The sequence below is a fragment of the Bacteroidota bacterium genome (assembly GCA_035506275.1).
Classification (GTDB): Bacteria; Bacteroidota; Ignavibacteria; order UBA10030; family UBA8401; genus JAGVPT01.
The window spans coordinates 33,665-58,272 of sequence record DATJPT010000020.1; the positions used below are offsets into that span (position 1 = coordinate 33,665).

General features: G+C 51.5%; 25 protein-coding genes and 1 pseudogene. 14 read left to right on the plus strand and 12 right to left on the minus strand.

Going from position 1 to position 24,608, the window contains the following annotated elements; genetic code table 11:
- Nucleotides 1-65: 65 nt before the first annotated feature.
- Genes VMF88_15610 through VMF88_15625 form a run of 4 tightly spaced genes read right to left on the minus strand, consistent with a single transcriptional unit; the run spans nucleotide 66 to nucleotide 4,419 of the window.
- On the minus strand, nucleotides 66-1,319 hold the full coding sequence (locus tag VMF88_15610; protein HTY12490.1) for a cyclopropane-fatty-acyl-phospholipid synthase family protein: 1,254 nt from the start codon (nucleotides 1,317-1,319) through the stop codon (nucleotides 66-68).
- Nucleotides 1,307-2,080, minus strand: coding sequence for a DUF1365 domain-containing protein (locus VMF88_15615; protein HTY12491.1), 774 nt, complete (start codon nucleotides 2,078-2,080; stop codon nucleotides 1,307-1,309). The genes VMF88_15610 and VMF88_15615 overlap by 13 nt, the downstream gene beginning before the upstream one ends.
- The gene (locus tag VMF88_15620; GenBank protein ID HTY12492.1) at nucleotides 2,077-3,390 is read right to left on the minus strand and encodes an FAD-dependent oxidoreductase; all 1,314 of its coding nucleotides are present in this window, start codon (nucleotides 3,388-3,390) and stop codon (nucleotides 2,077-2,079) included. The genes VMF88_15615 and VMF88_15620 overlap by 4 nt, the downstream gene beginning before the upstream one ends.
- A 3-nt stretch (nucleotides 3,391-3,393) precedes the next feature.
- Nucleotides 3,394-4,419: a cyclopropane-fatty-acyl-phospholipid synthase family protein gene (locus tag VMF88_15625; GenBank protein HTY12493.1), complete on the minus strand. Its 1,026-nt coding sequence runs from the start codon at nucleotides 4,417-4,419 to the stop codon at nucleotides 3,394-3,396.
- Nucleotides 4,420-4,813: 394 nt separating this feature from the next.
- On the opposite strand from VMF88_15625, the gene VMF88_15630 reads away from it, so the two are divergent.
- The 3 genes from VMF88_15630 to VMF88_15640 all read left to right on the plus strand — a co-directional run bounded on the left by VMF88_15630 (nucleotide 4,814) and on the right by VMF88_15640 (nucleotide 9,231).
- Nucleotides 4,814-5,065, plus strand: a complete 252-nt coding sequence (locus tag VMF88_15630; GenBank protein ID HTY12494.1) for a hypothetical protein — start codon at nucleotides 4,814-4,816, stop codon at nucleotides 5,063-5,065.
- Between the two features lie 133 nt (nucleotides 5,066-5,198).
- Entirely contained in the window at nucleotides 5,199-6,326 is a 1,128-nt protein-coding gene (gene asnA, locus VMF88_15635; GenBank protein HTY12495.1) for an aspartate--ammonia ligase, read from the plus strand.
- 253 nt (nucleotides 6,327-6,579) lie between these two features.
- A complete protein-coding gene (locus tag VMF88_15640) occupies nucleotides 6,580-9,231 on the plus strand; it encodes a glycoside hydrolase family 2 TIM barrel-domain containing protein (GenBank protein HTY12496.1) in 2,652 nt (883 codons plus the stop codon).
- A gap of 123 nt (nucleotides 9,232-9,354) precedes the next feature.
- On the opposite strand, the gene VMF88_15645 is transcribed toward VMF88_15640, so the two are convergent.
- Genes VMF88_15645 through VMF88_15670 form a run of 6 tightly spaced genes read right to left on the minus strand, consistent with a single transcriptional unit; the run spans nucleotide 9,355 to nucleotide 15,071 of the window.
- Nucleotides 9,355-10,089 carry an outer membrane lipoprotein-sorting protein gene (locus tag VMF88_15645; GenBank protein ID HTY12497.1) on the minus strand — a complete coding sequence of 245 codons (735 nt, stop codon included), beginning with the start codon at nucleotides 10,087-10,089 and terminating at the stop codon, nucleotides 9,355-9,357.
- On the minus strand, nucleotides 10,086-11,381 hold the full coding sequence (locus tag VMF88_15650; protein ID HTY12498.1) for an FtsX-like permease family protein: 1,296 nt from the start codon (nucleotides 11,379-11,381) through the stop codon (nucleotides 10,086-10,088). The genes VMF88_15645 and VMF88_15650 overlap by 4 nt, the downstream gene beginning before the upstream one ends.
- On the minus strand, nucleotides 11,378-12,550 hold the full coding sequence (locus tag VMF88_15655; GenBank protein ID HTY12499.1) for an FtsX-like permease family protein: 1,173 nt from the start codon (nucleotides 12,548-12,550) through the stop codon (nucleotides 11,378-11,380). The genes VMF88_15650 and VMF88_15655 overlap by 4 nt, the downstream gene beginning before the upstream one ends.
- Before the next feature lie 7 nt (nucleotides 12,551-12,557).
- Nucleotides 12,558-13,268: an ABC transporter ATP-binding protein gene (locus VMF88_15660; protein ID HTY12500.1), complete on the minus strand. Its 711-nt coding sequence runs from the start codon at nucleotides 13,266-13,268 to the stop codon at nucleotides 12,558-12,560.
- A 58-nt stretch (nucleotides 13,269-13,326) separates the two neighbouring features.
- Nucleotides 13,327-14,475, minus strand: a complete 1,149-nt coding sequence (locus VMF88_15665) for a hypothetical protein (protein ID HTY12501.1) — start codon at nucleotides 14,473-14,475, stop codon at nucleotides 13,327-13,329.
- 56 nt (nucleotides 14,476-14,531) lie between these two features.
- On the minus strand, nucleotides 14,532-15,071 hold the full coding sequence (locus VMF88_15670; protein HTY12502.1) for a TetR/AcrR family transcriptional regulator: 540 nt from the start codon (nucleotides 15,069-15,071) through the stop codon (nucleotides 14,532-14,534).
- A 473-nt stretch (nucleotides 15,072-15,544) separates the two neighbouring features.
- Between VMF88_15670 and VMF88_15675 the strand changes: the two genes are divergently transcribed.
- From VMF88_15675 to VMF88_15720, 10 genes and pseudogenes are all read left to right on the plus strand, one after another.
- The gene (locus VMF88_15675) at nucleotides 15,545-15,919 is read left to right on the plus strand and encodes a metalloregulator ArsR/SmtB family transcription factor (protein ID HTY12503.1); all 375 of its coding nucleotides are present in this window, start codon (nucleotides 15,545-15,547) and stop codon (nucleotides 15,917-15,919) included.
- Nucleotides 15,900-16,415 carry an SRPBCC domain-containing protein gene (locus VMF88_15680; protein HTY12504.1) on the plus strand — a complete coding sequence of 172 codons (516 nt, stop codon included), beginning with the start codon at nucleotides 15,900-15,902 and terminating at the stop codon, nucleotides 16,413-16,415. Before VMF88_15675 ends, VMF88_15680 begins: the two co-directional genes overlap by 20 nt.
- 7 nt (nucleotides 16,416-16,422) lie before the next feature.
- A complete protein-coding gene (locus VMF88_15685; GenBank protein HTY12505.1) occupies nucleotides 16,423-16,947 on the plus strand; it encodes an SRPBCC family protein in 525 nt (174 codons plus the stop codon).
- A 10-nt stretch (nucleotides 16,948-16,957) separates the two neighbouring features.
- Nucleotides 16,958-17,521, plus strand: coding sequence for a dihydrofolate reductase family protein (locus tag VMF88_15690; GenBank protein HTY12506.1), 564 nt, complete (start codon nucleotides 16,958-16,960; stop codon nucleotides 17,519-17,521).
- Between the two features lie 32 nt (nucleotides 17,522-17,553).
- Nucleotides 17,554-17,991: a DoxX family protein gene (locus tag VMF88_15695; GenBank protein HTY12507.1), complete on the plus strand. Its 438-nt coding sequence runs from the start codon at nucleotides 17,554-17,556 to the stop codon at nucleotides 17,989-17,991.
- The gene (locus VMF88_15700; GenBank protein HTY12508.1) at nucleotides 17,988-18,479 is read left to right on the plus strand and encodes an SRPBCC domain-containing protein; all 492 of its coding nucleotides are present in this window, start codon (nucleotides 17,988-17,990) and stop codon (nucleotides 18,477-18,479) included. Before VMF88_15695 ends, VMF88_15700 begins: the two co-directional genes overlap by 4 nt.
- Nucleotides 18,480-18,498: 19 nt before the next feature.
- Nucleotides 18,499-18,759, plus strand: coding sequence for a DUF4287 domain-containing protein (locus VMF88_15705; GenBank protein ID HTY12509.1), 261 nt, complete (start codon nucleotides 18,499-18,501; stop codon nucleotides 18,757-18,759).
- Between the two features lie 12 nt (nucleotides 18,760-18,771).
- Nucleotides 18,772-19,056 (plus strand): annotated as a pseudogene (locus VMF88_15710) (DUF5655 domain-containing protein).
- Nucleotides 19,057-19,083: 27 nt separating this feature from the next.
- Nucleotides 19,084-19,575 (plus strand): SRPBCC family protein, encoded by a 492-nt coding sequence (locus VMF88_15715; protein ID HTY12510.1) that lies wholly within the window; start codon nucleotides 19,084-19,086, stop codon nucleotides 19,573-19,575.
- A 20-nt stretch (nucleotides 19,576-19,595) separates the two neighbouring features.
- Nucleotides 19,596-20,027 (plus strand): SRPBCC domain-containing protein, encoded by a 432-nt coding sequence (locus VMF88_15720; protein ID HTY12511.1) that lies wholly within the window; start codon nucleotides 19,596-19,598, stop codon nucleotides 20,025-20,027.
- Nucleotides 20,028-20,155: 128 nt separating this feature from the next.
- Here the strand turns inward: VMF88_15720 and VMF88_15725 are convergent, their stop codons facing one another.
- A complete protein-coding gene (locus VMF88_15725) occupies nucleotides 20,156-21,427 on the minus strand; it encodes an alpha-L-fucosidase (protein HTY12512.1) in 1,272 nt (423 codons plus the stop codon).
- 322 nt (nucleotides 21,428-21,749) lie between these two features.
- Between VMF88_15725 and VMF88_15730 the strand changes: the two genes are divergently transcribed.
- Nucleotides 21,750-22,868 (plus strand): redoxin family protein, encoded by a 1,119-nt coding sequence (locus tag VMF88_15730; protein HTY12513.1) that lies wholly within the window; start codon nucleotides 21,750-21,752, stop codon nucleotides 22,866-22,868.
- Between the two features lie 10 nt (nucleotides 22,869-22,878).
- Here the strand turns inward: VMF88_15730 and VMF88_15735 are convergent, their stop codons facing one another.
- Entirely contained in the window at nucleotides 22,879-24,411 is a 1,533-nt protein-coding gene (locus tag VMF88_15735; protein HTY12514.1) for a glycosyltransferase family 39 protein, read from the minus strand.
- Nucleotides 24,412-24,608 lie beyond the last annotated feature (197 nt).

Genomic DNA, 24,608 nt, shown 5'->3' on the forward strand with positions numbered 1-24,608 from the left:
TCCCGCGTGCGGCCACAATGATATCGACTCAAGTTTACAGGAACTTGCCCCGTCTTTTTACCATCCTAGTAAGAAATATTATTCGGCCTTGTATAGACCATCTGCACAACGCTGATATTCCGCATCATGAACGCTCCTTCGCAATATGAGAGATAGTAATTCCATTTGCGTATGAAGCGTTCATCGAACCCCAATTTCCGAACCTGATCCAGCCGATCGTTGAAATTTCTTCTCCACTGAGCCAATGTCCTGGCGTAGCTCAGCCCGAACTCCTCCATGTGCTGCATCATCATGTCCCCCGTCCTGTTGATTGCCCCGTTCAGCACGCTCACCGACGGAAGAAGCGAACCGGGAAAAATGTGCTTTTGGATCCAATCGACACCTTTTCGCAGCGACGCATAGCGTGAGTCGGCACAGGTGATGACCTGGAATGCAAGGATCCCGTTCCTCTTCAGCAACTCGTGGCACTTTGCAAAATACGTTTCGAAATACTCATGTCCGACCGCTTCGAGCATTTCGATCGAGACGATCTTGTCAAACGAACCGGTCAGCGCCCGGTAATCCGCCAGCTTGACCTCGATGCGGTCGCTCATCTTTTCCCTGCGTATCCGCTCTTGTGCATAGTCGTACTGCTCTTTTGAAATGGTGACGGCGGTGATCCTTGAACCGTACTTCTTTGCGGCATGCAGCGCGAAACCTCCCCATCCGCTGCCGATCTCGAGGACGTGGTCCGTCGGCTGAAGCTTCAGTTTCCTGCAGAGACGGTCGTATTTTTCCTCCTGCGCCGATTTCAGCGATTCTTCAGCGCCCGAAAAAATAGCGCTCGAATATGTCATCGTCTCGTCCAGAAACAGGGTGAAGAACTCGTTGCTGAGGTCATAATGCTCTGCGATATTCTTCCTGCTTCCGCGGACGCTGTTGACGTGAAAACGGTGGACCATCCTGTTGACCGCCTTGAAGAAATTGCCCGGAACAAATCTCTTTCCGGATCCCGACAACGTCGGCGCGTTCTCCATATTGAGCAGAAACCACCGGATCACCGCTGTGATATCATCTGTTTCCCAGTCGCCGTCAACGTACGCTTCGCCGAATCCGACATCGCCGAAAAGTACGCATCTCCGGAAAAACGATTCCCGAACGATGCGTATGTCGGCTTTGCACAGTGCATGCTCATCGCCGATGAGGCGGATCTCGCCGTCGGGGAGTTCGATTCTCATGAAGCCCTGCGTCATGTGCGAAAGCAGATTGAGCACAATGCTTCGGTAAAGAGATGTCCGATTTCGGACAAACGATGTTGGACGGTCGGTCAGCTGTTCCATTGTACGGCTTCCTTTTGCAGTTCCGGATTTTCCGATTTTCTATGGTACGGGAGCTTCTTTAGGTACAAGAGCCCCGCGTGAAGATGGATGAGCGCGATCACCTTGAGCGTGACAAACGGGATACGCATAAACGAACGGAGGAGCTGAATATCGGTCAACGGACGTTCTTCTCCCACGAGAGAGCTGAGAAATATTTTCTTTCCATGTTGGTAGTCATCAATATAGATGCGCAGCCTCCCGTTCGGCACTCCTAATTGAAAATCGAATGTCGTGTCGAGGTCGAAGAAAGGGGAGACGTAAAAGTGCTTCATTATCTGCCGGCGAAATACCCCGTCGTTCAAGCTGTCCTTCGAGAGCAAATATGGTTTCAGCTCCCTGAACGTATTTCCGACTTCGGAGACGGCGCACAGGGGATCCCCCTTTCCATCGAAACAGAAATAGAACGAAACAGGGTTAAAAATATATCCCGCCGTCCGAAGGTTTGTTATCAAATAGACCTTTCCATTCCCGAGATCAATCCCCTGGGAGCGTAAATAGCTGTTGATATTCTCCTTGACAGAAGAGTGGAACTGATGCAGATGATCCCGGTCGCGCAGGGAAAAGAGATTGAACCTGTTCCGGCTGAAAAACCGGAGCCGCTTATCGAGACGCTCAAGTTCGTCGAGGTCGAGGCAGAACATGAAGAGCTTGTACACGAACCGGTGGCGGAGCGGCTCAAGGCGGTGATGCATGACCGTGCAATCATAAAGACAAGAATTCATAACCGGGTCCCCGCTTCGTCATCCTTCCAGATCGGCTCTTCCTGTAATTTCCTGCACAGCTCGAGAGCCGAGGTGAATGCATCTTCGTGGAATCCATACTTGAAATAGCTGCCGCAGAAGTACACAGGTCCCTCACTGTTCAATCGCGGAAGCTCCTTCTGAGCTTTGATCGCCCCCAGCGAGAAGATCGGATGGGTGTAATCGATCACCTTTATGACCGATCCGGGTTCCACCAATCCCGGATCATTGATAGAAACGAAATAGTTTCTCTTCGCCGTCAGTCCCTGGAGACTATTCATGAAATAGATCGTCGACGGGGTTGAATTCCCTTTCCGATCCGCATCCAGGCGGTAATTCCACGACGACCAGGCCAGCTTTGTCTTCGGCATCATGCGATGATCGGTGTGCAGTGTTGCCGCATTATGCTGGTAGGTGAACTCTTTCAACAATCTTTTCTCGGCAGCGGTCGGTTTATGGAGCATCTCCAGCGCTTCGTCTGCGTGGCATGCGAGAATGACCCGGTCGTGGATCGCTCGTTTCCCATCCTTGAACCGGAGCTCAACCTTCCCGTTTTTGCGGATCACTCTCATCACCGGATTGCCCGTGCGAATTTTCTTAATGAAAGGGGCGACGAGCGCTTCCCGATATTTCCTTGTCCCGTTCACGACCGTCCGCCACTGATGCTGGGTGTTCATTCCGAGAAAACCATGATTCTTGAAAAACCGCACAAGCGTAACGGCCGGAAACCGAAGCATTTGATCCGGGGGAGTGGACCAGACAGCCGAACTCATAGGGATGAGATACTTCTCTATAACATCGAGACCGTATCGGCGTTCCCGCATATAGTCGCCGATGGTATGCTCCGCAAATTTCTCATTTTCAAGCACTTCCGGCGATTCAGCATTAAAGCGATGAATGTCCATCAGCATTTTAATGAATGCCGGACTGAAAAGATTTCTGCGCTGGGCGAAAAGATGATTCAGACTTGAACCGCAGTACTCGAGCCCGGATGGAACATGCTGAACGCTGAACGACATCGAAGTATTTTTCGTTTCGACCCGCAGTTCTCTAAAAAGGCGGGTCAGGTTGGGATACGTGACCTCATTGTATACCATGAAGCCGGTATCGACCGGTATCTCCCTACCATCCTCTTCAACGCCGACCGTGTTGGTATGCCCTCCGATATAATCGTTCTTTTCGTACAAAAAGATCTCATGCGACTTCTGGAGAAAGTGCGCGCACCCCATCCCGGCGATGCCGGTCCCGACAATGCCAACGCTGAGCTTATTGGATCGTTTACTTTTTGACATCGGTTATTTTTTTGCGAAGAGATAATGACTTACAAGCCACTCTTCCCCACCGTTGAACCCCCACAATTCAGCGCAAGCCATAAAGAACACTCTCCATCGAACCCACCATCGCGTGGCTTCTGCTTCACCGTACGTCCCTGAAAGTATCCTTGACAGTTCATCTTTGTGACGGCGCATATTATCGAGCCAGGCTTCGCTTGTCTTCTGGTAATGCCTGCCGGATACTCTCCAATGGCCTTCAGGAACAAAGTCATCCAGAAAATAGAAGAGCAGGTGATCGCTCGGCATGATGCCGCCGGTAAAAAAATATTTCGACATCCAATCGGAATCGTCCCGGACCTCGAACAGATAAGCGAGTTCTTTGTGTGTGAAGATATGGACGAAAAGCTTTCCCGACGGGCGCAGGAAGCCTGCGATCTTTGCCATCAGCTTCTCGTAATTTCGCATGTGCTCGAACATTTCGACCGACACCACCCGATCGAATTTCCGCCTTGTCGTGAATTTGTTCATGTCGGCGGTGATGATCTCGAGATTTCCTATGTTCCGTTTTTTGCATTCCTCTTCAATATAGATTTTTTGGGTCCGCGAGTTGGACACTCCGGTAATACGGGCTTTCGGAAATTTTTCGGCCATGAAAAGCGACAGCGATCCCCACCCGCAGCCAAGCTCGAGAATATCCATGCCGTCGTCAAGCTGCGCTCTTTGACAGGTCAAAGAAAGCATATCGTCCTCCGCTTGATCAAGAGCCGTCACCCCTTCTTTCCAATATCCTGAACTGTATTTCATCTGCCTGCCGAGAATCAGTTTGAAAAACTCGGTGGGAACTTCATAATGCTGCTCGTTTGCCTCTTTCATGCTGACCGCAATAGGGCTGCGTCTCAATTCGTCGACAAGGACCATACAATGCTGCTGCTGAAGCTCGCAACTCCCCTTTTTCTCTTCCCTCAGCCGTTGGCGCAGCAATCGCCGGATGCCGATTCTAATAAGCCAATCGGGAAGGGCGTCGTTTTCCAGCAATGTAGTGACCATAGAATTCGAGCACAGATCGTTAAAGATATATTACGGCGAACAAATCAGCAAACTGTCATGGAACGTGTCCGCCCCGTTTTAGGGCCTTTTCTAGGCCCTATTTTGCTTGCTTTTTACCCTGTTTAGTTCTAATATGAGCACGCCACATTGAACACTGTCTTTGCTTGACAAGTTCGCGCCTCCGTTTTGCGGCGCTGGCAAATGGTCTGGAGACCTCTCTGCGTTGAGTTGCATTGTAGGCAAGAGAAACGTGCAGATCAGCGCAGAACAGGAATGTGATTGCAAGTAAGCCTCGGGATTCTTCCCCAGCGGAAGATGAGCGAGGCTTTTGCATTTTATCAGGATCTTTGATGTGAATTTCCGGCAACCTATTCGTTGCCTAGAAGGAGGATTTGTGGAATTCACTTCGCAGTTACGCCGGCATCTGGGGGAGTCAGCACATCTCGTTACCCTCCGTACAAGAACTGACCAGCGCACTCATCTCCTGGACTTCACAAAGGACCGCCCGGGAGAGGAAATCACCGTTATAGAAGTCGGGGAACACGGCGTTACCGTCGAGTATGCTGCGTCAGGCCATAAACACATCTTTGCTTTCGATGAAATTGCAGTGAAGGAACGGACGCCGCAGAAGGCACGGCCTTCTTAAGGCGCGTTCTTCATACACGTTTCTCCGCAACAACACAGACTCTTTTCAACACGCTCGTCAACCATCTCCGCTTACGAAACGAGCTGTTGCCTCACGAATGCGATCACTACCATACGAAAGGAGCATTTCCGCTATGGCCGATAAGAAAGCAGATCTTGCAGGACCCGGTATTGGCAACTATGAAGAGTTGGAATCGATCCTGCCCCGCAATTACAGATCATTGCTGGACCCAAAGCAAACGCAAAGAGCGCTCTTCGACCTTAAAGAATACATCGAGGATCATCTTTGCAAAGAACTCAATCTCATGATGGTACAGGTTCCGCTCATCGTGGACGTCGAGAGCGGCGTCAACGATCTCTTGGACCGGGACGGCTCCCGTACGCCCATTCAATTTCACATCTCCAACGACCACGACAAGAATCCGGTCGACGCTCAAGTCGTCCAGGCTGCAACCAAATGGAAGCGCGTCGCCCTCAAACAATTCGGAATGAAAGTCGGCGAAGGCCTTTGCACAGATATGAGAGCGGTTCGCAAAGACTATTTTCTCGATCACGACCATAGCGTCTATGTTGACCAATGGGATTGGGAAAAGATCATTACGTCCAAACAGCGAAACCTCGCATACCTCAAGGGGGTGGTCAAAAAGATCTGGAAAGTTCTGACGGGCGCAGAGCATTATATCCAGCGCCGTTATCCAAAATTGCACAATAAGAACTATCCCGACCTGCCGGCCGAGCTGACGTTCTTGCATGCGGAAGATATTCTTGAAATGTATCCGGATTTGCCGAGGAAGGCCCGCGAGACTCAAATACTTCAAAAATACCCCGCCGTTTTTATCATCGGAATCGGCTGGCCGCTGAAAGACGGTTACCCGCACGAGAATCGGGCGGCGGATTACGACGACTGGGTGACGGTGAATCAATCGAAAGACGGAAAAGTCACGCACGGCTTAAACGGCGATATCCTTGTCTGGAACCATGTGACGAAACGGCGCCATGAACTGACGTCGATGGGAATTCGGGTCAACGCCGAAACGCTCAAGACACAGTTGGAGATGGCGGGACAGCTCGATTTCCTGAAACAGAGCTATCATCAGGGAATCGTTGCAAACGAACTTCCGCTGAGCATCGGCGGGGGCATCGGTCAATCGCGGACCTACATGCTCCTCCTGAAAAAAGCCCATTTGGGAGAAGTGAGTGTCACCGTGTGGCCGAAAATTCTTAGAGAGATGTGTGCCAAGAAAAATATCCACGTCCTCTGACTGCGGCCCATGCGGTAAGAGCTCTCTTTGTGATGCCATCACGGTGTCGACGAAAGTCGCCGATCAATGGATCGGTCGGGTCCCGTCCGGCAACCGTGATGGCATCACCGATTTCACAGAACTTCGTTACGGATATTTTCTCCCGTTGCCCCTCCTTCATCCCTCATCGTCGTAGAATTTGAATGGCTTGATTAGTATCTTGCCATGGTCGATCCGGAAGCAATTCATGTTGCCTGAAAGGAGCTGTCTTACAATGCAAAAGGTGATTGTCGTTATCTTATTGACCACGCTGGTTGCGGCACAACCATCGCTGTGCCTTCCTCCGAATGGCAACGGCCGCACACAAGTAGAATTGAATTCCGGCTGGGTCTGCAAAAATATCAAACAGGAAGGGGCTTCGGGAGAAAGATTGTCCACCCGCTCATATCCGTTGTCGCGCTGGATGCCTGCAACGGTACCAGGCACGGTATTAACGATGATGCTCAATAATAAACTTGTCCCCGACCCTTTTTACGGAATGAACAACGCAAAAATTCCGGACATTTATCAAACCGGGTCCGATTACTACACCTATTGGTTTGTGAATGATTTCCAAACCAACGCGCCGCATAACGGCGAACAGGTTTGGCTGGACTTCCGCGGAGTCAACTATTCCTGCGAACTATATCTTAACGGCCGCAAGTTGAACAAGACGACTCACCGCGGGATGTTCTTGCGTCAATCCTACAATATTACCTCTTTTCTTTCTTCGGACGGAAAGAACCGCCTCGCCGTTCTGGTGTATCCTCCCGATCCGGCCGGCGATCCCAACGGCGGACAGGGGGGCGACGGAACGATCGCGCACAGCATCACGAACCAATATGTGGCAGGATGGGATTGGATCCAGCCGATTCGGGACAGGAACACCGGAATTTGGGACAAAGTCACGATCAAGAGAACGAACACCATCCGACTGAAAAATCCCTACGTCATAACGATCGTTCCGGGGAAGCGATTTCCCGGGGAGCCGCAATCTCCGGCGATCATCAGAGCGAGTGCGGAGATCGAAAATCCGACCGGGAAAGAGGTGCGGGGAACACTCAGGTATGTGCTCGAAGGAAACACCGTCGAAAAGGAAGCCGTTCTCCCGCCGGATTCTACGACAGAGATACATTTACCCGATCTCCTTTTGCAGCAACCAAGATTATGGTGGCCGAACGGCTACGGCGGCCAACCGCTCTACTCCTTTGAGTTCCAATTCATCAACAGCGATAACAATGTGCTCGATGCAGAAACCGTCGTGACCGGCGTTCGGGAAATTCAGACACAATGGAACAGCCACACGAACAGTCGGGAGGTTCTGGTAAATGGGCAGAAAATTTTTATCAAAGGAGGCGACTGGATCATCTCGGATGCCATGCTTCGGTTCTCGCGTGAACGGTACGACGCGGAAATCCGCTTCCACCGGGACATGAACTTGAACCTGATCCGCATTTGGGGGGGAGCGATCACCGAGCGCCCGGAATTTTACGAGGCGTGCGACAAGTATGGATTGCTCGTCTTTCAGGACCTATGGATCTCCGGGGATTGCAACGGCAAGTGGTTCGACGCGTCGAAAAAAGATGATCAGTGGACACGGCGAAACTATCCCGACGATCATCGATTGTTCCTTACGTCTCTTGCGGACCAATTGAAGATGAACCGAAATCATCCCTCGCTCGCATTCTATTGCGGCGGCAACGAAATTCCCCCTCCCGAAGACATCCTATTTGCCATGAAGGATTCACTGCTGCCTGCGCTCGACAGCGCGCGGTATCTTTTCGAATACTCGAATGTCGACAGCATGTCGTACAACTCCCTCGGCGGAAACGGAGACGGCCCTTACCGGATCGAGCCGGTGAATTTTTTCTGGGACAATCATTTCTTTCCTTTCAATTCCGAGATCGGCTCGGTCGGCGTGGGAGATGATGAATCACTCCAGCGATTCATCCCAAAAGAAAACATGGCCGTCCCCGATTTGGCTGCCAATAAAATTGATTCCGTCTGGCGGTACCACAAATTCAGCGGCTATGGAAAGTTCATTGATGCCTACGGAAAGCCGGCGACGGTCAGAGACTTCGCCGCAAAAGCGCAGCTGGTGAACTACGACGAATACCGCGGGTTGATGGAGGGGCACATCGATCATATGTGGGATTGGTACACCGGAGTCATCATCTGGAAGACGCAAAATCCATGGACCGCTTTGCGCGGACAGATGTACGATTATTACCTCGACCCGAACGCCTGCCTGTACGGACTGCACCATGCCAACGAGCCGGTGCATGCGATGTATGATCCGACGGACGGAATGCTGGTCGTCGCTAACCACACCTTCGTGCCGTACCGGGACGTGATGCTGCAGGCCCGGGCGTTTGACATGGGGGGAAAGGACACGCTGGTGTTCCAATGGATCATCCAAATAAGCCCGACAACCACTCAGAAGATCAGTTCGATAAAGGAAACTGTGGATAAGCTTTTCTCAGCGCAGGGGTGTTTCCTGTCGCTTCGATTAATCAACGCGTCACATAAGACGCTGAGTGACAATTTTTACTGGCTGCCGGATTCTACCGGAAATTATTCCGGCCTGCGGAATATAGCGAAAGCAAAACTAGAGACTGAAGCCAAGAAGGCGGGTGAAGGAAGAATTGAAGTATCTCTCGAAAACCCCGCCGGATCGCCCGTGGCCTTCTTCAATAGAGTCTCATTGATTGATATGAAGACGAAGAAACGATTGCTGCCGGTGTTCTACAGCGACAATTATGTTTCCGTACTGCCCGGCGAGGAAAAGAAGATCTTTATTGATTCCCCGTCATCGGTCAACGTGGTGAATTCGGAGGTCTCGATCAGCGGATGGAATGTGGAAGAAGCTCTTGTGAGGATAAAATAGGTTGGAAGAAGGCGACGTGAATACTCCTTCGTAGCATTCCTTCGGCATTCGCTCCTTCCTGCAATAGCGGGACTCAGTTCAGAATGACAGGGACGATGGATGATGCACTACAGTCGCGGCATATTATCTCTTCAGCGCCGCTTTGGAAAAGAGATAGTCCGGAATTGAAGCATCGAGATCGATGGAGTCGATCAGGAACTCCGTCCCCTCCCCATCCTTCAAAACATCCTTGTATAGAACCGATTTCGAGACCCATCGGTTTTGCACCCTCATGACCTCGCGCACGTCGACCGTCTTTAGTAATTTTCCGCTCTCGGCGTAAAGATTTTCACGCAGCAGGACATAGCGGTCTTTATCCACCCATACGCGGCGGTGATGATAAGCAATATCTTCCTTTTTGGCGGTCAGATCGACAACCCAGCAATCGCGCCCGCTGAGGGTATCCTCGGAAATCACTTTCGCGGAGTATAAATTGGGGAGATGCGGGTCTTCCATCATATCTTCGTACGACAGATCGGAGCCCATCACCGACTGCCGCAGCAAGCTTCCCGAGATCATGATCGTGCGGTCGGTGGAAGGCGAATAATCCCACAACATGTCCTTCAGCTTCAGCATTTTAGTCCCTTTTTCCCTCGCCGGCGCCAGAAACTCGGTGTACGATTCGTTCGTACCTCTCTGCCACGATTTTGATTGGACTGTTCGCGTCTCTCTGCGTCCACGAATGACCATCCGCGAAACAACGATCTTGTTCTCCGCAAACATATTTTCATCAACCTTCTTCAATAGCTCATCGCCGGAAGGCTGCTGTGGAAGAAATGAAATAAGCGAAGTCAAACACAGCAATAACGAACGATTCATGCTTCAAGCTCCTTGAACAATTCCGATGTTTGCCGTTTATAGATGCCGATGCCGGAGATCGCTGTCCCCAGAAAAGTCGCCATCAATCCAGGCAGGAAGCCAACGACGAAAGTGAACGGTGTGATCTGTGCCCGCACGACGTTCGGAAGCATCATCGAACTGTCTTTCAGCACCGACCCGATATCCAGCCCCTTCACCTGTCCGTAATACGCGATCGATAACCCGATGGCCGTACCGGCAAGTGATCCGATGAAACCGATCATCAGCGATTCCGCGAGGAGTGAAAAATAAATATGCGTCTTGTCTTCCCCCACCGCCAGACGGACGCCGATCTCGCCGTACCGGCGGAGACTGCCGGTCAGTCCTGCATTCCAAAGAACGATCGACATCGCAAAAATGAAAATTCCAATGATGACGTTGGAGAAAAGGTCGACATAATCCAGATAATCTGAGAGACCGCTTGCGGTGCGGAGTGTTTGCATGACGGGGGAAAATTGATCGCCGGTGTTCGGGCCGGCCGCCGGAGAAGGTGTATGCCTGGAATTGAACTCCGACGTTACTGCAGCCGCCCGCTCCTGATGATAGATATCATCGGTAAAAAAGCCCAGGATCTCCCCCGCTCCGTTTTGAATATCCAGCGCCCGCTGGATGTCCGCAACGTCAGCGATCATCGTCCCTTTATCCATGGCAACAATGCCGAAACGCACCGTGCCTACCACGGCGAAATTCGTCATGCTCATGCTGCCGTACATCGTGGAGCTGATCAACGTCGCCGTTCCGCCTGCTTGAACGCGAAGTTTGTCGGCGAGCTCTTCCCCAACAAGGATCTCGCCGGGTTGATTCGGCATCCTGCCCGACACGATCGCCTGTTTAACGTTGAGAATTGTTTCCTCCGGACTCCCGGCCGAAAGAAGATCGACGGCGAGCCCGCTGACCGGCGCCTGAGCCCGCGTCTCTCCTTTTTCATCGGGGATGTCCAGTAGACCGCCGAATTTGATCCGCGGAGTCCAGAGAATATCAGGGTAGTCGCGTTTCAACTCCGTCATGAGCGAGTCGATTCCCAGAAGCGCCAGATCATTGGGGACCTGGTCCGCCTCTTTCGCATACGCCCGCGTCATGACAAGGACATGCCCGGTGCTGAAGTGTGCCGTCGACTGGATCATTGACGAGACCGTGCCGTTCAACCATGCGTGGAGAATAACCGTGAGGAGAACTCCGGCCAGAACGGTGATGAAGGGGAACAACGAGCGCGATCGGTCGCGCAGAAGCCCTTTGAAGAGGAATGAGATCATGAGAGCTTCCCCCGCAGAGCGTCGGTCGGTTTGAGATCTGCGATCTTCCGCGTCGGCAAATAGCTGACAATCGTCGTAACGACACAAACGACGACGGTCGTTCCGATGATCAGCTCGGGCGAATAAGTGGGAAAGAGCTTTTCGCCGATGGCAAAGCCAAAATTATCCGTACCGGACGGAAGGGCAAATCCTTTGTTGGCGATGACCGCCAGCAAAGGAATGCCGTACAATGCCGCGACCGCAGCGGCAAGGAGGCTGTGGAATGCCCCCTCAAGCGTGAACAGCTCGATGATCCGCGTACGGGTCATTCCGAGCGCCATCAACGTTCCCATTTCTTTTCTGCGGCGCCAGATCGAAAGAACCTGAGTGTCGAAGATCGCCAGCATCGCGAGGAACAAGAGAAGAAGATACATGATGCTCCCCTGAACTCTTTTCATCCGCACCATCGAATGAAGATCCTGGAGAAGAACATTCAGATTCTTAAAATCCCATCCTTCGACGTTGCCGGCCGGCGTTGCATTTTGTTTCAGCACGACGATCGTGGCCTGATGTTCCATTCGTGTGAACTGCTGCAGTTGACGCAACGGGATCCAGATCTGTTCATTGTCGATATCCTGGACGGTGGAACTGAAGACTTCCACGATCCGGACATCGCGTGCGTCAAATGTTCCATGAACATCTCTCCATTGCACGGTGACCAGGTCTCCCTTTTTCAGGCCTGCGCTTTTCGCCATCCTGTTTCCGATGATCCCGGGAATGCCGTCCGGACCGGATTTCAGGAGTGAGGTCGGCAGCGACAGGATCGTTTGGTCGGGGTCGATTCCTTTAAGAATAATCGAACGAAATCGGCCCTGCGGATAGATCGTTGCAGTTCGGATCAGAATCGGCGTTGCTTTTTGCCGATCGATCAAGGTTTGCAGCTGGGGGTTGATCACCGCATGAGCATCTTCCAGCGACAGAGGGTCGTAGGGATTATACCCATTTTGCCAGTATTGCCCTCCGCCGTACAGGGCGTCGACGGTTGAACGTTCGACCTGATCGTTCAGGCCGTCATAGAATCCCTGCAGGAAAACGATCGCCACGAAGGCAAAAGACAGCGCTACCACGTTGAGCCAGGTTCGAAGGCCCGCGTGAAGAATATTCCTGAGTGCAAGTTTAAGGATCAGCATAAGCAGCCTATCGCTTGATAGTATCGATTACACGCTCGTCCTTGGAAATTTTTCCGTCCACAAGCGTGATCTTTCGCTTCAAATAGCCGATGACCTTTTCGTCGTGTGTGGCGAAAATGAACGTCGCGGCAAGTTCTTCATTCAATTTCACCATTGTCTTCATGATGTGGTGCGAATTTGTCGCGTCGAGGTTGGCCGTCGGTTCGTCCGCCAGCACGATCTCCGGCTTCTTGACAATTGCCCGTGCGATCGCGACACGCTGGCTTTGTCCCCCGGAAAGCTGCGACGGCCGGGAATCGGCGCGGTCCGCAAGCCCGACCCATTCCAGCGCTTCGTCCACCAGCTGCTTGCGGCGGGATGCTTCCATTCCCTGCAGCAGGAGCGGAAATTCGACGTTCTCATACACCGTATAGACGGGGAGCAGGTTGAAGGTCTGAAAGATGAAACCGATGTGATTATTGCGCAAGGTTGCGGCTTCCCTGTGAGAAAGAGATTCGATTTTTTGTCCGAGCACTTCGGCGCTGCCGATTGTCGGTGCGTCGAGCGAGCCGATGATGTTAAGGAGAGTCGTCTTCCCCGAGCCGCTCGGTCCGATGAGTCCGAGAAATTCTCCTTTCATCACGGAGAGATTTACCTCGTCGAGAGCTTTCAACGATGTGGAGCCGAGGGAATAGATCTTATTAAGATTTGTTATTGTGATCAGTGCTGAGTTCTCCATACTTTTTCCGGCGCTGTTCCATTGATGCAACGATCAGACAAAAATGCCTGACCCACGGTTAATGATTGAATACTGCCATGATCTGAAGTCCGGTTCCTGCGAACGGATTCTCTCCCGTCTGATTAGTGTAAATACGGATGACATCCGGGTTCCAGAAACCGATCAGGTAAAAACTCCAATTATCGTACGTCCGCTGCCATGTCATCAATCTGTACCACTGATCATTCTTCCAGTCGTGATAGATCATCGCCGATGCCTGGTCGACGATGCCGATGGGATAACTGAGGGACAATGCCGAAAAGCCGATTCCTTCGGACGAAGCGAAAGGCTCGCTCGGCGTGTCCGACCGAAAATATTCTGTCTCGGCATACAACCCGTTTCCAACCGCAAAGGTGTAATCTGCTCCAACCGTCCATAACCGCTGGTATTTATTTTGAAGGAGATCATTCTCCTGGCGAATTAACGCCGACTCCAGCCAGAGGCCGACCCCGAGATCCCATTTCCCGTCCAACCCCAGCCGGTCTTCGGGAGCAATAAGGCTGGTTGTATCTCCGGGCAACGGTATGAGCCGGCTCAGATCAGCGCGGCGATGGTCGTACGTCGCAGCAACCTCGCCTGTCCACAGCGGCAGCTGCACTCTGCCGCCGTACTCTGATGTACGTTTTTCCGTGGGAACTAGTTCCCATCCCTTTGTCGCATCATTCCCGTAGAGATCCCAGAGCCAGATATTCGCGTTATTGAGGAAGGTATACCGGGCCAGGGCGGCATAGACCCCTTCTGTGAGTTGAAGGGGATCGCGCGGGTCGACGCGGTCAAACCACATGAGGGGCCGGAAAATGGCCGCCGAGCCAAAATTAATTTTCTGCAGGCCGACTCTGAACTCAAATTTATCCGTCGAAATTCTGACCCAGCCGCGGTACGGCTTCAGTTCTTCGTCATACGAAGGTGTGCCGCCTTTTACATAACGAAAAGTTGAGAACGTGTTCAACGACAACTCCAGATTCGCCTCGAATTGATCGTTGAGCCTCTTTTCGACAAGGAGGTCGGGAATGTATCGGATTCCCCCCTGTGAAGCGTATGCGCTGTCATGATTGGCGCTGATCCATCCCGACGCCTGCCCGTGCAGGTCCCCTGTTTGAGCCCGGGCCGGTTGAAAAGTCCAGAAAAGAAACACGATGTAACCGACGATTTTAACGGGTGAAAACACTATTCATTCTTTCGGAAAAAAAGTCAACACGCTGCGGTGCATTGTCAATGCGCAGCTTAATCCTTCGATTTTTCCCAACGGGAGAGGAATGTTTCGATCAAATGATCTTTGAGAGCATCGATCGGAAACATCTCGGGAGCGACCGTATAATTTGCAACGACTCCGTCGAAGACGAACATCAGAAGAAAACTATCGAGGTCGGGATTGTCGGAGCCCAGCTGTTTGACGAGGCTGCTCAGCTTGACGAACGTAAGCTCGAAATACTGTTTCCCTCTTTTCTTCATCAGCTTCCGGTATTCTTCATCGAGGCTGAGTTGAAGTGAAAGCCTTACCAAAAGCGGTTTGGTCTTAATGACGTTGAGCCATGAGTTCAGCAATACGATGAACCTTTCCCTGGCAGGCCGCGGATCGTCCGCCTTAAAGAACTCGGGCATGATCTTCTCGATCTCCTCATCAAAGATCGTGAAGAGGATATCCTGCTTTGTGGGAAAGTGAGTGAAGATGAGCCCTTTCGAAATGCGAGCCTTTTTCGCGATCGCTTCGGTGGTGGTCGCCGAATAGCCATGCTTGGCGAAGAGCTCCAGAGAGGCTGACAAGATCGCTTCCCGCGTTTTCCCCCTCATTTTACGGGCAATTTCCTTTGACCTTGGGGACATATTTTTACCGTCGATTATGTTTGACTGACCGGTTAGTTAATGATAATACCGAAAGACAGAAAAGTCAAGTAAAATCAGGCCCAAGTGGATATTACTGCCCCGCACTTGAAGCTTTTGGCAAAGGTTCTCTCGTCCCCAATCTCCGATCGGGAACGGAGTGAATGTTTTCCCAAACTGAGCTTGGGAGCGAGATGGCGGAAATTTTCAAACTGTAACACTACCCAAGCCTCCTTCATTGTTTCTTCAGGTCAATTATTCGCACGATCGATCATTAAATGGATCCATTTCCTTATGCTGGGAAAAATATTTTTGCCGCTTTAGCCAAGCACAGCAGGCGGATTTTCATTTGTCGATCTTTTCCACTTGACATCCGGGTGACTGTGTATTATATTCAACCATTTGGTTGAATAATAATGCAGACGAATCTGGACCAAACGATGATGGCGCTCGCCGACCCCACCCGGCGCGCGATCCTGCAGTACCTCTCGCAGCGAGAGGCGCGCGTTACCGAGATTGCGCGGCCGTTCGACATGTCGCTGAATGCCGTTTCAAAACACATTCTCATTCTGGAACGGGCGCAGCTTGTCAACCGCCGCCGCCAAGGACGGGAACATTATCTTTCGGTAAATACTGAACCGCTCGATGCGGCCGCCGATTGGATCGATGAATACCGCCGCGCATGGGAAGAGCGCCTCGACCGCCTCGACGAATATCTCAAAACATTGCAGGTAAATGAGAAGAATAATCCAGGAGTGAAGGAGAAAAAACATGCCCGAAAAAAAACATAGGAGAGAAATGGCAGATGCCCGGCCCGGGCAGAAGCCGATCCTCATCACTCGCGTTTTCGATGCACCCCCCGAGCTCGTGTGGAAAGCTTGGACTGATCCCAAGCACCTTGTGCGCTGGTGGGGACCGAAGACTTTTACTTCTCCCTCCTGCTCGGTAGATTTCCGCGTCGGAGGTAAATACCTATTTTGCATGCGCTCCCCTGAAGGAAAGGACTATTGGAGCACCGGCGTGTACCGCGAAATTGTTCCCTTGCGGCGAATCGTCTACACCGATAATTTCGCGGACGAGGATGGGAAGATCGTTCCCCCTTCATTCTATGATTTTCCCGACGAGAATTGGGCTGAAGAACTCTTGGTGACTCTGACATTTGAAGCGGTTAAAGGAAGGACCACGATGACGCTTCGACACGAAGGGTTCCCCGATGCTCATCACATCACGTTAGCCTCTCTCGGCTGGAATGAGTCGCTCGACAAGCTTGCACAAAGTATACACTAACAACCAAATGAAAACGCATCATATGGGAAAGAACAACCGCGCGACCGTTACCATGGAACCGGGAAAACAAGAGATCGTCATCACGCGCATATTTAATGCGCCGCGCGACCTCGTCTTCAGGATGTTCATGGATCCGAATCATATTCACCAATGGTGGGGACCAAAATACCTCGCCACCAAGGTCGACATGATGGAAGCCAGGGTTGGAGGAAGGTGGCGGTTCGTGCAGCACGACGCCGGCGGCAAAGAATTTGCTTTCCATGGAGTATACCATGACATCACTCCTCCTGAAAGAATTATCGATACGTTCGAGTTCGAGGGACTTCCCGAAAAGGGACATGTTTCTCTTGAAACGTTCCGGCTTGAATCCCTGCCCGGCGACCGGACAAAGCTGACTACCGTTTCGGTGTTCCAGTCTGTTGCGGACCGCGACGGAATGGCCCAATCGGGAATGGAGCAGGGCATCAACGAAACATACGACCGTCTGGAAGAACTTCTCGCAAAACAACTTCACGCTAAAGGTCAATTCTGAGGGAGGCACAATGAGAAAGCTTTTTACGTTTGAGATGGTTTCCGCCGACGGTTTCTTCGAGGGGCCTCACCATGAATTAGACTGGCACATGGTCGACGACGAATTCCACGAATTTTCTGAGCTGCAGCTCAGCGAAACGGACCTTCTTCTGTTCGGGCGAGTGACGTATCAGCTTATGGCCTCGTACTGGCCGACTGCCCAGAACGATCCGGGAGTGAAGGATAAAATGAACAACACTGCGAAGGTCGTTTTTTCTAGAACGCTAAGCAAAGTGGAATGGAACAAAACGACGCTTTTCAACGGAAACGTAGCAGCAGAAGTGGCGCGACTAAAAAAAGAACCTGGCAAAAATATCGCTTTGTTAGGGAGCGGAGAGATCGCATCTCTCCTTCTGAAAGCGGGATTGATCGATGAGCACAGGATCATGATCAGCCCTGTCGTTCTCGGCGCCGGCATTCCTTTGTTCAAAAACCTGGAACGGAGATATGAATTAAAATTGTTGAAGACAAGGGTGTTTACGTCGGGAAATGTCCTTCTTTGTTACCAGCCCGATAACGAGAAAATTGTCCACTGATGTTTTTCAAAAAGAATAGAAGCCTCAGTTCAATGAAGATCGGATCATTATGGGAGGGTCAGGCGCCGCGTCTCCTGAGCCTCCTCCGTATCGCCGCCGCCGTCATGTTCTTGTTCATCGGCACGATGAAACTCTTCGCGTTCCCGAAAGCGCTGTTCCCCAATGGGGGCACCGTTCAATTGTTTTCGGAGATCGGGCTGGCCGGTGTCCTCGAAGCGTTCGGAGGTCTCTTTCTTTTGCTTGGCCTCTTCACTAGACCCGCGGCATTTCTTCTTTCAGGAGAAATGGCTGTCGCCTATTTCCAGGCCCATTTTCCTCAGGGATTCTGGCCTTTTCTTAACGGCGGGCAGCCGGCAGTGCTGTATTGTTTCATCTGGCTCTACGTGTCAGCGGCAGGAGGCGGGCCGTGGAGCCTTGACGCCTTGCTCAAAAAACATCATGCAACGGTCACCACAGGAGAACAACTATGAAACAAAGTGCACAGGGAGCGACGGTGAAATCCCCGCGGGAACTGACGCTGACGCGGACATTCAATGTTCCGCGGGAAATCGTCTTCAGAGCTTGGACCGATCCGCATCAGGTCGCACAATGGTGGGGTCCAAAGGAATTTACCAATCCGAGATGTGAGTGGAATGCGCGCGCCGGCGGGAAGATCCGCGTTGATATGCGCGGTCCGGGGGGCAATGTTCATCCGATGGGGGGCGCTTTCCGCGAAGTGGTTCCGTACGAACGGCTTGTTTTTACGACCACCGCTTTCTACGATGATGAGAACAAACCGATCCTCGAAAATCTCAACGTGGTTACTTTCGAAGAGCATGGCGGGGGAACGAAGATGACCGTTCACGTGACCGTGCTTCATGCGACGCCCGAAGCAGAAGCGCCGCTCGCAGGAATGAAAGAAGGATGGAGCTCGAGTCTGGACAAACTTGCCGAACTTCTTACGGCTGCAAAAAAATAACATTGTGTGGAGGATTGACGTGTCCTTTCAAGCATACATAGACAACATTAAGGCAAAGACAGGGAAAACTCCAAAAGAGTTCATTTCACTCGCGGAGAAGAAAGGATTTCTCAAACCGGGCGTGAAGGCGGGAGAAATTGTCAAATGGCTCAAGGAAGATTTCGAGCTCGGACACGGGCATGCAATGGCGATCGTCCTTGTCCTGCGCCAGGAAACAACACCACCGTTGAGCGTCGACGAAAAGATTGCCGGGCATTTCAGCGGCAGCAGATCGGAGTGACGCCCGGTATTTGATTCATTCATGAAAAAAGTCGGAACGTTCGGGAACGACATTCGGATCTCTCCTACCGATACCTACCTTAGCCTTGTGAGAAACGGGAAAAAATTTGCCGTCCTTCAGATCACCAGCAACCGGATTGATATCGGCATCAAGTTGAAGGGACCATCTCCCCCGGGCAGGTTCGGATCTGCCCGCGGCTGGAACGCCATGGTCACCCATCGCGTCCGCATCAGCAATGCAAAACAGATTGACGCGGAAGTGTTCCGATGGTTGAGGCAAGCATACAATGCATCGTAACAACTTATTAATAAACTGAGGAACACTATGAGGGAAACGAAGAAGGGGGCAAGTACCGCCGATCGGGAGATTTCGATCACCCGCTTGTTCGATGCGCCGCGTGAACTCGTCTGGAAAGTATGGACCGATCCGAAGCATATCGCTTTGTGGTGGGGACCGAAAGGCTTTACTAATACGATCCATTCGATGGACGTAAGACCGGGGGGCGAGTGGCGCTTCATCATGCACGGACCGGACGGCGTCGACTATCCGAACAAGGTTTTCTACCGAGAGGTGAAAGAACCCGAGCGGCTCTTGTACGATCACGGGGAACCCGGAGAATTGTCGCACTTTCAGGTGACGGTCACCTTTGAAGAGGTGAAGGGGAAAACAAAGCTTACGATGCAAATGCTCTTCCAGACCGCCGAACTGCGAAAAGCCGTTGTTGAAAAATACGGCGCTGTCGAAGGATTAAAGCAGAATATGGACAAACTTGCGGAGTATATAACGAAAAATTTGAACGCTAAGTCTCTTTCATAAACTTTTCAAACTGAAGAAATATGAAGAGCAAACCGATCGTCATCGAACGGACGTTTGATGCCCCTGTCAGCAAGGTTTGGGAGGCCATCACCGATGTGAAACAAATGAAGCAGTGGTATTTCCCCGCGCTTGAAGCGTTCAAACCCGAGGTAGGATTTCAAACCCAATTCAACGTCAATAATGGCGGCAAGGATTATCTGCACATCTGGAAGGTAACTGAGGTCAAGCCCGGAAAGAATATCAGCTATGAGTGGAGGTTCGGGGGATACCCGGGGAATTCGCTGGTGACGTTCGCGTTGACCGCCGTCGGAAGAAAGACAACGTTGACGCTGACCCATGAAGGAATTGAAACGTTCCTTCCCGACAAGAATCCCCCCCTCGCAAGAAAGAATTTCATCGAAGGATGGACAGCCCTTATCGGCGACTTATTGAAGAAGTTTGTGGAAAAGTAGAATAAACCTTTGATTGCAGCTAAAGGCGTCTGGACTAACAGCACAATCATGTCAACCTGCGCAGCAAATACCCTCGGGAAAATCGATCACATCATCCTGTTTTGCATTGTATGGACGAGGACAGGTTGTTAGTTGATATCCGCCGCTGGCTTGTCCAAGTCAAGTTTAATGATCGTATCGACTTTATCCTGCTGATTCACTGGCATATGAAACGCAAGGCCGTCGGTACTCTGTTCGAATTTTAACCCTCCCCCGGTCAATGCTTTTGCTGAAAGTACCTTGCCGTTGATATGCCGCAGTTTCATTTCATCCCCGTTCCAGTTCAGGATATGCACATAGATACTATTCCCTTTTTGCGTTGAGCCCCCCCAGAACCCGCTTGTGAAAGGTCCCCCGCGCGTTTCATAAATGCTCTCGCCATACTTCTCCAGCCAGGCTCCAATTCGCCTTAAGACGACGACTTGCCGCGGCTCGATCTCACCGTTCGGCATCGGACCGACATCGAGCAGCAAATTGCCGTCCCCCGTCACGCACTGCACAAGGATCCTGATGCACTCGGCTGATGACTTCAGCGAGTCGTTCGGTTTCCACGACCATTGCGTGCCGATGGTCATGCACGTCTCCCAAGGAATCGCAGGGTTATAATTCCCTACCTGCTGCTCCGGAGTTGCATAGTCGGCATTGGGACCGATCTGCGTCCTTGCATCGTAAATTCCGTCCGTTCCGATGTCGAGCCGATTATTGATGATGATCTTCGGCTGAAGCGACCGGACAAGACGATACGTATGTTCCTGGTCCCACGGTGACGGCCCCCCTTCCGCGTCGAACCAGAGAAGATCGATAGTCCCGTAATTGCCGAGCAATTCCGAAAGATGAGTTTGCATTCGTCGAACATACGCATCGTTTCGTGCCGTTCTGCAATCGGGGTCGCGCCAGTCCATGGGCGAATAATACCAGCCGATTTTTACTCCGGCGGCATGAGCAGCATCGGCGAGTTCCTTGCAGACATCGCGTTTGAACGGCGTGCTGCCAATGTTGTAATCATCCACGCTGGTATGCCACAGACAAAATCCGTCGCAGTGTTTCGCCGTCAGCACCACGTACTTCATTCCTGCCGACCGGGCGATCTCGACCCATTGCTTTGCATCGAACGCAGCGGGATCAAACTGCTTGTAAAGATTGTCATAGACATCGGCCGGTATTTCGCCGGTGCCGGTCTGCTCGATTCCGCGCCGCAACCCGCCGCGGGACCAGCTGATCTCGGTTCCTTTAAGGCTCACCGGTCCCCAGTGAATGAACATTCCGAACCGCGCTTTCCGCCACCATTCCAACCGCTCCTCTCTGTCACGGATCGCTCTTTGCAGCAGCGAATCGGATTGCGAAATCAATTCTGACGGCAAGAAACAGAGAAATAGAAAGAAAAAGGCCGGAAATATTCTTGTCAGAGATCTTAATAAAATTGCTTCCCGCATCGTCGGTTTCCTTGTGATGTTTTACGTCGGATTTCAATATAAGTAATTTGTTCGTTGCAAACCTCTGGGAGGACCGGATGGAATCCGGTCCTACATGATCAAACGTCCCTTCATGTAACAGCAGGTGGTGTCTCAGTTTGACATTTGACATTCACGGCGAAAAGCCTTAGCATATTCGCGAATGTTTTGCAATAACCGTTTTGACAATCCCCTGCTCCCTCTTGAGAAATATCAAACAGGAGAACAAACGATGAAGAATATCCCGATGGTGTTTTTATTAATCCTCCTTTCAGTTATTTGTCAGCCCGTTTTCCCGGACGATTTCCCGACATTGCCGCTTGGCTCTCCCGCTCCGGCGTTCAATCTTCCCGGTGTTGACGGGCGAAATTGGACGCTCAAAGACTCTGCCGACGCTAAGATCCTCGTCGTCGCATTTACGTGCAACCATTGTCCGACGGCGCAATACTACCAGGAGCGCATTAAGCAGATCGTAACCGACTATAAAGGCAAAGGGGTTGCGCTGGTGGCGATCATGCCGAACGACCCGAAATCCGTCCGCCTCGATGAGCTCGGCTGGACCGATCTGAGCGATACATTCGCGGAAATGAAGCTGAGGGCGAAAGAAAAAGAATTCAATTTCCCCTATCTCTATGACGGCGAAACCGAGAGCGTCTCACGGGCCTATGGCCCGGTTGCCACTCCCCATGTGTTCGTTTTTGATGCAGACAGAAAGCTCCGTTACGTTGGCGCCATCGACAACTCGGAGCGCATTCAGCACGTAACAAAAAATTATTTGCGTGACGCACTCGATGCTTTGCTCGCCGGGAAAGAACCGGCGGTGACTCAAACGAAAGCTGTCGGCTGCTCGATCAAATGGGCGGGGAAGGAAGAGTTGGTGAAGGCATATTTGGAAAAACTTGACGAGGAACCTGTTTCGTTGTCAAAAGCAGATACATCGGCCCTGCGCGACTTGAGGAAAAATTCATCGGGAAAATTCCGGCTGATAAATTTCTGGGCGACGTGGTGTGCCCCGTGCGTGGCCGAGTTCGACGAGTTTGTAACGGTCAACCGGATGTACCGCCATCGAGACTTCGAGTTCGTGACGGTGTCGATCAATCAGCCGGACGAGGAGGGACGGGTGCTCGAATTCCTAACGAAGGAACATGCCTCAAACCGGAATCTCATTTTTGCTTCCTCAGAAAGGGATTCGTTGATGAATGCATTCGACCCGCAGTGGGAAGGGGCGGTTCCCTATACCGTGCTTCTCGATCCGGAAGGAAAAGTCATTTACCGCGAAGTGGGAAGCGTCGACATTCTGGCGGTGAAGCGCGCCATTCAGAAAGGAATGAATGAGCGGAAGCCGTGGTGACAAAGGCTGATCAGATGAACCGTTTTAACCGCAGCCACATTTGATCGAATGGGATTTTCGGCTGACGGCATATGCAGAGTGCATAGTCATAACCGTAAGGGTTTTTGATATCAGCAACAAACAGAACACTTCCAAAAAATTGCCGTAAATACTCCGCATCGTATCCGACGGCAAGCACGATAGTTCCGGAATAATGCCGCGGTCCCCACAGCCAATAATTATTCCTCGGACAAATAGCATCCGGCAATCCGAGGGGCGGACCGAAATGGTCTATCGCCCCCGCCGGCCCGTACCAAGAAGCGAGGATCGCGCATTGTTTCTTTTCATCTTCTGACAGTGTCCCGTATGTTCTTGCCACTGAGTCCACCAATTCCTCCCAGCCTATCCGGTAGACAAAATGGATCGGCAAGGCATCCTCTTCCCCTTTTTCCATCCTGATCAGATTCCAAAAGCCAAGGCTCTTTGAGTAAGAGACAAATTGCGGAACCGGCAGCATCGGGACCGCCAATGGCATGAGGATCGTTCCAGAAATAATTATTGACGACCCGATCACCCATTTCGGCCACGAGACGTGATAGTTCACCGAGAAGCGTTCAACGGCAACGGCGCCGGCGCTCAAGAGGAGAGGAAAAATCGGGAAGACATAATAAATTTTCGAGTTCTGTATTAAATAGACGGACATGAAGATCACCGCTGTCCAACCGAGAAAGCGGAACTCCTCGGCCTCTTTTCTGACAATAAGATAGATCAATCCCGACAGCCACAACGGAAGCGTGAAGGGGTTAAGGCTGATCGTCAATTGAGATAAAAATGCCAACGGAGTGAGAGAGAGATTTTTGAACTCCGCTGCGTTGTACATAAACTCCAGCGTCGGCCATCCGTGGGTCATTTGCCAAACGACATGAGGGATAAACATCACCGATCCTATTGCACCGGTGGTGTACAGCCATGGCGATCTCAAAACATCCCATCGTCTGGTAATAATGAGGGATGCCAGAATCGAAAATGCAAGAACCAGAAAAGTGTATTTATTTAAGAGCCCTGCGCCTAACAATGCGCCGAGAGCACACCACCGCAACGGAGAAGGTCTGGCAAGAGTTTTCAGGAAGAGGTGGATGAAAAGCGTCACGAACATGATGTCGACGGGATTCATTGAAAAGAAACTGCTGATCGCCGGGAAGGCCGTTGCAAAACAGATCGAGAGCGCGGCAAGAGATTTTGATAGTTGCCCCCCTCCAAGGACCTCAGCGATCTTTGCCGAGAACACAACGGTCAAAGCTCCGGCAAGTCCCGACATCAGTCTAAGACTGAACACTGATTCGCCGAATAGTTTTGCCGCTATGAAGGTGAGAACCGCGACGAGCGGAGGGTGGTCGACGTACCCGAAATCGAGATGTTTGCTGCACGCAAAATAATAAAGCTCATCGCCGTAGAACCCGTAACGCCCCGATGAAATCAGAATCAATAACAAAAAACAGATCGCCGAAATGTTCGGAATAGTAGCATGCCTATGGAGAATCTTGTGGAATTTGTCGGCATTCATAGTCAGATGTGCCAGGTTAGGTGAACGGAAAATTACCGAGTTGACTGGATGGAATCAAGCAAATTGCTGAATTCAGGCGCCTTTGCCGAAGCCGCCTTGAAACGAATTTACTGAAAATGGTAAAAACTGAATACCTCTATTAAACGAAACGCTGACCGGCCACGTCTAACATAGTGGCCGGATTGATTTGGCCAACC